Source organism: Lutibacter sp. (assembly GCF_041596795.1).
In the GTDB taxonomy this organism is placed as follows: domain Bacteria; phylum Bacteroidota; class Bacteroidia; order Flavobacteriales; family Flavobacteriaceae; genus Lutibacter.
The window spans coordinates 1-8,607 of record NZ_JBFHHX010000134.1; the positions used below are offsets into that span (position 1 = coordinate 1).

Sequence of the window (8,607 nt, forward strand, 5' to 3'; positions counted from 1 at the left end):
AACATGAATGTCATAATTTGCATTAATTATTTTTTCTCCAAAATTTTTATTTTTATGATTTCTTTCTTTTAATAATTTGCCAGAATATTGATCAAATTGTAAACTGTGATTTACATAATATAATCCATCATATTGCTGTATATAAACATTTATAATATCGGTGCTATCTTTAGCTGGTGTTATTCTAAACCCATTAGCGGTTAAGTATTTAGTTTTTGAAGTTTCTAAAGCAAGTTTTAATGCAGTTTCTTTTGGACTTACAGTATATGTTGATGTTGCTCTTGAAAAATCTGGTGGAGTAGTTGTGCCCGAACCAACTACGTAAACAATTGCCTGAAACCAAGAAAATGCCCAAACCAATCCAGTTAAAGCTATAATTATAGCCACTGAGCCAACATAAAAACCTAAAATATTATGAAAATCATAATTTTTACGTTTCCATTTTGTTGTATTTTTCCATTGAAATGCTAATCGTTGTTTTCTAGATTTTTTGTTTTTTGGCCACCATAAAATAAATCCCGAAATAAGCATTAGTACAAAAATAATAGTACTATATCCAACAATTGGTTGACCATATTCCGTTTTTAATAATAAGCTCCAATGCAACATTTTTACAATATTAAAAAAGTCGAGTTCTTCATTATAAATATTTAGTATTTTACCTGTATATGGGTCTACATAAATAGATTTGTAATATTCTATATTTTCAAAATAGGTTATTGCATTTTCATTGCTTTTGTAGGCATAAAAAATGTAACTTTTTGTAGGATTGTTATACACATTTACCCACGATAGTTGAAAAGTTGGTCCAAGTTGTTGTTGTGTGCTTTCCCAAAGTTTATTTAAATCAAGTGGTTTTTCTTGCGATTGAACATACATGTCATTTTTACGGAATGAATTGGTAAACTCATCACTAAAAACATAAATACAACCAGTAATAGCTATAATAAATACAATAAGCCCAGAGGTGAGTCCGAGCCATAAATGTATTTTTCCAATAAATTTTTTGAAGTTAATTTTTTTCATAAAAATTATTTTGATGGAATGGTATAAGTAACACAATGCCAAATAAATTGGTAGTTTTCATTATTATACTTGCCCGGAATTTCTTCTTTATATGTAGTTTCTATTATATATTTAGTATTCCAAGGAAGTTTAAATGATACATTGCCATTTTCATCGGTTTGTAAAGTTTTAGACCATAAATCGGCTACAAAAATTTTTACTTCATTATTTTGTAAAGGATTGTTTTTAAACAACACTTTAAGTGTAATATTAGTGTTGTTTTCAGAAATATCTTTTATGGTAATTCCATTTTGGTTGTCTGCAGTTGTTTCAGATTGTTTATTTCCAACAACTATTTTTGCCACGGAATGATAGTGCGTTTTAAAAATTCCAAAATTGTATTGAGTATAATCAATTACATCTATAGCGTTATTGTTTAAATAAACAGTATATGTTCCATTAAGTTCAGGTTTAAAAGTTGCTTTGTAGTAAGTGTTTTCTGCGGTTGTATTTAATTCAGTTTTGTTACCTAATGGATCAGAAATCCATAAAGTAAAATTTTGAACTTTTAAAAAAGCATCACCTTTAACTTCTTCAACAACTCCATATGTATATTCTCCATAATGAACTTTAATTTCTTGCTCTTGATTTATTGTTCCTATAGAATTTGTTTCTATCCATAAATAATGTGCAAAACTTGATGTTGAAATTAATAGAACGGCACTGATTGTTAGTAGTAATTTTTTCATAATGTATAATGTTAAATTTTAAAAAGGCTCTTGTAAAATTTTATAAGAGCCTTTTATTCAAAAAAAACTCAAATAGTAAAGGTTAAAAGTTGTACGTTAAATTTGCTGAAATACTTCTTGTTTTTTGCGGAGTTACAGTAGACCAACCAGTAAAGTATTTTTTATTTGTAATATTGTCAAGTTTTAAAATAATTTTAAATGTATCCGCTGAATAAGACAAGGAACCATTTAAGATTGTATACTCTGGTAATGTAAACGAGCCTGTTGTTTCTCTATTTAAGGTATTAAATTCACTAGCATAGTTTCCTCCAAAACCAAAGCCAATACCTTCTAAGGTTCCAGATTGTATGGTATAACTTGTCCAAAAGTTTATTAATTTTTCTGGTCCAGCTTCTTCAGGTCTTAATCCTAAATATCCTGCGCCTTCTGTTTCCTTTAAAACTTCACTTTTATTATTGCTAAAACCGGCAATTAAATTCCATCCTTGTATTGGAGTTGCAATTAAACTTAATTCAATTCCTTTGCTTTCTACTTCACCACCTTGTATATAATTATAAATGTTTGTAGGATCAGTCATTAATTTATTAGAAACGTTTATATTATAGTAGCTAGCTGTAACATTTAATTTGTTATTTATTAAATTTGTTTTTACACCAATTTCCCATTGATTTGCTTTTTCAGGATCAAATGTTTTAACTCTAGAGTTAGATCCATCGGCATCTGATACTTGCGTTGGCGCAACATTTGTAAAACCGTTCATATAATTTGTAAACACAGCCAATCTATCTTTTATAGGTTGATAAACTAACCCAAATTTTGGAGAAAATGCTGTTTGGTCATCATCGTCATCATTTTTATCACCTTCATATTTATCCATTCTTAAACTTACCATAGTAGAAAGTGTTTGACTAATGTTTATTACATCTGAAACATAAGCACTATAGATTTCTTGTTCTGATTCAGAATTACTTACAGCACTTACTGAAAGTGCGTTATCTACTGCAGCTTGCGATAAAATTGAAGAGTTAGTACCATTATTTATTGATACAGAGCCAATTGCCACCCAACCTGTGCCATTGGTTTTTAGCTTGTTATTATAATAATCTAAACCTACAATAAGTCTATTTCTAAATTTGCCAATTTTAAAATCACCAATAAAGTTTTGTTGAATATCTGTTGTGTTTGTTTCGCTATTTGGTTTAGAAATATAATGCGCAAAGGTATCACCATCACTTAAATCCCATAGGTAAGAATAATACCCATCTGTTTTAGCAGTACCAGAAGATAGTACTGTTTGCGATGTCCAATTTTCAGATAGTTTATATAAAGCTTGCGCTTGTAAATTAAATGTTGGGTTTTTAACTGTTAAGTTGTTGCTTGTAAATGAATTATGATAGTTTTTTTCAAAAACATCTATAGAGTTATATGTTAAAGTAGAGTATCTGTTTAAAAATAACATTGGAGCGTTTGCACTTTCTTTGTTTAGAATTTCAGTATTAATTAAAAACGTTAATTTGTCATTTGCTTTTAATTTTAGTGATGGAGCTACGTAAAAAGATTTGTTGAAACCAGCATCTTGAAAACTGTTTTCTGAATGATAAGCTGTATTAATTCTTAAAAAAGAGGCATTGTTTTTTCCAATAGGTGTATTTATGTCTGCTGTAATTCTATGTAGTCCATTTGAGCCATTTGTATATGATAATTCTCCGCCAAACTCTTCGTAAGGTTGTTTGGTAACAACATTAATTAAACCTCCATAAGAAATTAAGCTACTTCCGTACAAAGTTCCAGAAGGACCTTTTATAACTTCAATTCTTTCAATATTACTTGGGTCTAAACCTCCATTGTTTAATCCTGGTAATCCATTGGTTATGGAAGGTTGAACAGAGAATCCTCTTAGTGAATAATATTCTGCGCCATCGTTACCTCTACCAGTTGATTGCCACAAGCGCACAACACCTGTTGCATTTTTTATAGCATCGTTTATATTTGTAACTACTTGTTCTTTTAAAATTTCATTGGTAATAGCATTATAAACTTGGGGATTTTCTAAGTTTTTTAATGGTAATTTAGAAATGTAAATCCCTTCACTTTTTAATATTTTATTAATTCCATTACTTTCAATAACAACTTCACTTAATTGCTCTTCAACCTCTATTAAAACAATTGGTTGTAAGTTAGAAATGTTATTTTTTGTTATTTTAATTGGTATAATTTTACTTTTATAGCCTACATATGAAGCTTTCAATTCATAGCTTCCAGGGGTAAGGTCTTTAATTTCAAATTCACCCAAATTATTGGTGTTTGTTCCTTTGGTTGTTGATATGATTTGTATGTTAACACCAGATAAAGGTGTAGATTGGTTAGAAACAACCTTCCCTTTAAGTGTTTCATTTTGTGCGTTTACTATTACAATAGTTAGAAATAATGTAATAAGCGTAAAATATTTTTTCATGATTTGTTTGTTATTTTAATTTAGTCTAAATAAATTTACCGCAAAAATAAAATAGATATTTAATCATTAACGACGCATTTTGAATAAAAAAAGACGCGATTACAGTAATTGTGAAATATTGCATGTTTCTCAATCTGATACTGAAATGTTTCAAGCACTTACCGTTGAAAAGGAATGTAGAAATGAAAACTTTTTTCAATTTAAAAAGCAAGTTTTATTGCCGAAGTATGGAAATGGTTGTGTTTTAAGTTTTAGTTTTGATGATGTTATACTTTCTATTTGTAGATTTAAATTGACTAAAGATTTAGTGATTCATTATAATAGTGATGATGATTATACTCAGTTAACGTTTGTGGTAGAAGGAGAAAAAATAATTTCATCTACTAAATTTAAAAATGATATTTTATTAGAGAGTCAAGAGTCTTATATAGCTAACACCAATAATTTTAAAGGGACAGTTAGAATTAGTGGTTTAAAACCCTATAAAGAAATAAGAATTAAACTGCCAAGCACTTTTTTAAGTAAGCACGGAATAACTAATGAATTAAACTTTAAGAAAATTGTTGAAACAAATAGAACGCAACCAATTACCAATGATTTATTTTCTATACTTATAAACCTTGAGTCATCTAGGCTAAACGGAATTTCTAAAAAAATATTTATGGAGGCTAAGGTTTTAGAGTTGTTAGCAATCCAAATGGAAAATATAGATACTATAAGTTTTAATAAATATAGAACTTGTATGGGGAGTGTTAAAAAAGTATATGCAGTTGAGCGCTTTATAAAAGAAAATTTAACAGAAAATTATTCTGTTAAAAACCTTTCAAATGAAGTTGGCTTAAATGAAAATGTTTTAAAAATAGAGTTTAAAAGAATTTTTGGTGCAACTATGAGTGACTATACAAAGAAATTAAAAATGGAAAAATCTGAAGTTCTATTGTTAAATACTGCATTAACAATTTATGAAATTTCTGAAGCTATTGGATATAAAAATGCCACACATTTTAGTGCGGCATTTAAAAAATATTTTGGAGAAACTCCAATGCAATTTCGAAATAAACTAAAATGAATTTATAGTTTTTCTAATAGCAACTAAGCGAGTCATTAAATTTTCTAAATATTTTAAATCTAGCATATTAGCACCATCACTTTTGGCGTTTGCAGGATCAAAGTGAGTTTCAATAAAAATACCATCAGCGCCTGTTGCAATTCCTGCTCTGGCAATTGTTTCAATCATATCTGGTCTTCCGCCAGTAACACCACTTGTTTGGTTTGGCTGTTGTAAAGAGTGTGTAACATCTAAAATAACAGGTGCAAATTGTTGCATTTCAGGAATTCCTCTAAAATCTACAATCATATCTTGGTAGCCAAACATAGTTCCTCTATCTGTAACCCAAACTTTCTCGTTGTTACAATCTTTCACCTTTTGTACAGCGTGTTTCATTGCTCCCGGACTCATAAATTGTCCTTTTTTCAAATTTACCACTTTACCAGTGTTAGCTGCAGCAGCAACTAAATCGGTTTGGCGTACTAAAAAAGCAGGTATTTGTAACACATCTACATAAGCAGCAGCCATTTCAGCATCTTCATTAGTATGAATATCTGTAACAGTTGGCACATCAAAAGTTTTAGATACTTTTTGTAAAATTTTTAATGCTTTTTCATCTCCAATTCCTGTAAAACTATCAATTCTACTTCGGTTTGCCTTTTTAAAACTTCCTTTAAAAACCCAAGGAATTTCTAACTTATCAGTTACAATTTTAATTTGTTCGGCAATACGTAACGCCATTTCTTCACCTTCAATAGCACAAGGTCCAGCTAATAAAAAGAAGTTACCACTGTTGGTATATTTAATTTTCGGAATCAGATTTAAATCCATTTTTTTAAAATTTTATGCAAAGGTACAGTTTTTAATATTTTGTTTATTGAAAAAGTAAATGAGTACCTAAATTTACTTAGCCATTATTTTTTTACCCCAATTATCTAAATCTATTAAAATAGATTTAAGAGATTTTCCTGTTTCCGTTAGTTCATATTCTACTTTTGGTGGTACAACAGGATATACTTTTCTGCTAATTAAATTATCTCGTTCTAATTCTCTTACTGTTTGAGTGAACATTTTATTAGAAATTTCAGGAATTGTTTTTTGCAAAACTCCAGATCTTAATGGACCATCAATTAAGTGAAATAACAACAAAGGTTTCCATTTACTTCCTATTAAATCCATTGTTAAATGTAGAGAGCAATAATATTTTTCAGTCATTTTTCAGTTTTATTCAATTGATAATCAATAAAATACCCTAAAAGGATACTATGGTTCTTTTTGGTAAGTTATTGTTTAATGTGCAAATATAGTTTAATTTTGCAGTAAAATAAATACAAATGAATATGTTAACTAAAAAAAATTATCCAAAATCATTTTCTCATATTGGAATTACTGTTCCAGATATTAAAAAAGCTGTAGAATTTTATAAAGAAACTATGGGATGGTATGTAATAATGGAACCATCTACGGTTGTTGAAGAAAAAGAAACAGCTATTGGCCAAATGTGTATTGATGTTTTTGGAGAAGGATGGGGAGAATTTGAAATTGCCCATTTATCAACCTCCGATGGTATTGGTATTGAACTGTTTTGTTTTCCTAATGGTGTAAAAACAGCACCTGAATTTAATCCTTTTAATACTGGATTATTCCATTTTTGTGTACAAGATCCAGATATTGAAGGGTTGGTAGAAAAAATTGTTGCAGCAGGAGGAAAGCAAAGAATGCAAATTAGAGAATACTATCCGAATGATAAGCCATATAAAATGTGTTATGTTCAAGATCCATTTGGAATTGTTTTTGAAGTTTACACACATAGTTACGAGTTAACGTACTCTTCAGGAGCTTATACTAAATAAAATTATCACAAAAAAAAACCGTTAGCAAACTTATAAAGTTACGTAACGGTTTTTTTAATTTAACAAGGTTGTTAAAACTAATTTATTTTTATTCTAACTCCTTCACTATGACTGCTAAATTCTGGAGCATACATACTTTGTATTGTTGTAATTCCGTTGCTAAAATTACCCGCATTATTTACACGTAAATCATATTCAAAAACATACACGGCTTTTGGTAAATTGTCAAAAAAGAAATTAGTAGCAGCATCTTTAGTGCTTTCATAATATCCCAAGTCATCTTGATATTTATAGCTTGATAAAACATTTACAGGTTCCAATCCGCTGGCGCGCATATCTTTCATGTGTACAAATTCCATTGGTCTATCTACTTTTAACTCAATTCTAACAGTAATTAAATCGCCCACTTTTAAAGCTGAGGTTTCTTTAATTTCTGTAAGTTTTTTGCCAGTATCAGAATTTGTTTTCAAGAATAATTTTTTACTCAATTTTAAAGGAGTTTCTGCCGAGGTAATTTTATCTAAATCTTCAAAATATTGCCAATATAAACTTCCCCAAGCAATACCTTTATCTTTTTTAGCAATGGTAACAGTTCCCATTTCTGGTTTAATTTCATTGCCATTCCAAGCTGTTTTATAGTAGCCTGTTCCAGCTTCAATTTTTACATTTTCTAATTTAGAAGGTTCTATTTTTTTGTTTCCAACAGTTACATCAACCGTTTCATTTACAGCTAACCAATCGCTTCCTTGTAATAATAAAGCATATACCGCTTCCGTAGTTTGTTTGGTAGTTTTCCAACTATTGGTTTGTTTATTTTTTAACAACCAAATTTTTAATTCATCAACAGTTGCAGTATCATTTTCTATTTCAGAAAAAACTTCAATTAACAATGCCTGCGTTTCAATTGGCGCTTGGTACCAATACCAACTTTGGGTATTTTCTTTCCAATACATACCTAATTCTTCACTAACAATGCTGTTTTCTTTTAAAGATTTTAAAATAGCAGCAGTTAATACTTTATTTCCATTTCTATGTTGAATTAAAGCAATTAATCCTTTAGAGTATAGGTTAAAATCTTTCCAATAATTAGCTGATTGGTTTGTATAATAATCTATTGCTGTTTGCAAGTTTTTATCAATTTTTATAGCATTATAAAAACTACGCATATATAAATATTGCAATTGAATATACCCTAAATGGTTTTTAGCCAAATATGTAGCTTCATCTTTTACACCTTGTTGTTTGGTTTTTGCTTTTTCTCTAATTTTTTTAGCTTCAACAAGTAATTTGTTATAGTCATCTTCAATATCATCATCTAAAAACTGAACAGCTTTTTTGATTATTTTTTGAATTTTATCTGAATCAGCATTTAAATCAACATTTAGTTGTTGTAAATGCCCAAAACCAGTTGCAATGTGTTGTGTAATATATCGGTTTGGATAGTTACTTCCTTTAAACCAAGGAAATCCACCGTTGCCAAATTGCATTTCTTCTAAT

General features: G+C 29.1%; 7 protein-coding genes and 1 pseudogene. 2 read left to right on the forward strand and 6 right to left on the reverse strand.

Annotation, left to right across the window (positions count from 1 at the left end; translation table 11 throughout):
- The 3 genes from ABY298_RS13015 to ABY298_RS13025 form a co-directional block, all read right to left on the reverse strand.
- Window positions 1-1,026: PepSY-associated TM helix domain-containing protein (locus ABY298_RS13015; protein WP_372746494.1), on the reverse strand; the 1,026-nt coding region annotated here is incomplete at its 3' end.
- A gap of 5 nt (window positions 1,027-1,031) precedes the next feature.
- Window positions 1,032-1,754 (reverse strand): DUF4198 domain-containing protein, encoded by a 723-nt coding sequence (locus tag ABY298_RS13020; protein ID WP_372746495.1) that lies wholly within the window; start codon window positions 1,752-1,754, stop codon window positions 1,032-1,034.
- 82 nt (window positions 1,755-1,836) lie between these two features.
- A complete protein-coding gene (locus ABY298_RS13025) occupies window positions 1,837-4,209 on the reverse strand; it encodes a TonB-dependent siderophore receptor (protein WP_372746496.1) in 2,373 nt (790 codons plus the stop codon).
- A gap of 79 nt (window positions 4,210-4,288) precedes the next feature.
- Between ABY298_RS13025 and ABY298_RS13030 the strand changes: the two genes are divergently transcribed.
- Window positions 4,289-5,278, forward strand: a complete 990-nt coding sequence (locus tag ABY298_RS13030; RefSeq protein ID WP_372746497.1) for a helix-turn-helix domain-containing protein — start codon at window positions 4,289-4,291, stop codon at window positions 5,276-5,278.
- Here the strand turns inward: ABY298_RS13030 and kdsA are convergent.
- On the reverse strand, window positions 5,270-6,088 hold the full coding sequence (kdsA, locus tag ABY298_RS13035; RefSeq protein WP_372746498.1) for a 3-deoxy-8-phosphooctulonate synthase: 819 nt from the start codon (window positions 6,086-6,088) through the stop codon (window positions 5,270-5,272). The genes ABY298_RS13030 and kdsA overlap by 9 nt on opposite strands.
- Before the next feature lie 72 nt (window positions 6,089-6,160).
- Entirely contained in the window at window positions 6,161-6,436 is a 276-nt protein-coding gene (locus ABY298_RS13040; RefSeq protein ID WP_372746499.1) for a winged helix-turn-helix transcriptional regulator, read from the reverse strand.
- A gap of 161 nt (window positions 6,437-6,597) precedes the next feature.
- Between ABY298_RS13040 and ABY298_RS13045 the strand changes: the two genes are divergently transcribed.
- A complete protein-coding gene (locus ABY298_RS13045) occupies window positions 6,598-7,110 on the forward strand; it encodes a lactoylglutathione lyase family protein (RefSeq protein ID WP_372746500.1) in 513 nt (170 codons plus the stop codon).
- Between the two features lie 77 nt (window positions 7,111-7,187).
- Here ABY298_RS13045 and ABY298_RS13050 read toward each other — a convergent pair.
- Window positions 7,188-8,607: pseudogene (locus ABY298_RS13050) on the reverse strand (alpha-2-macroglobulin); the annotation flags it as partial.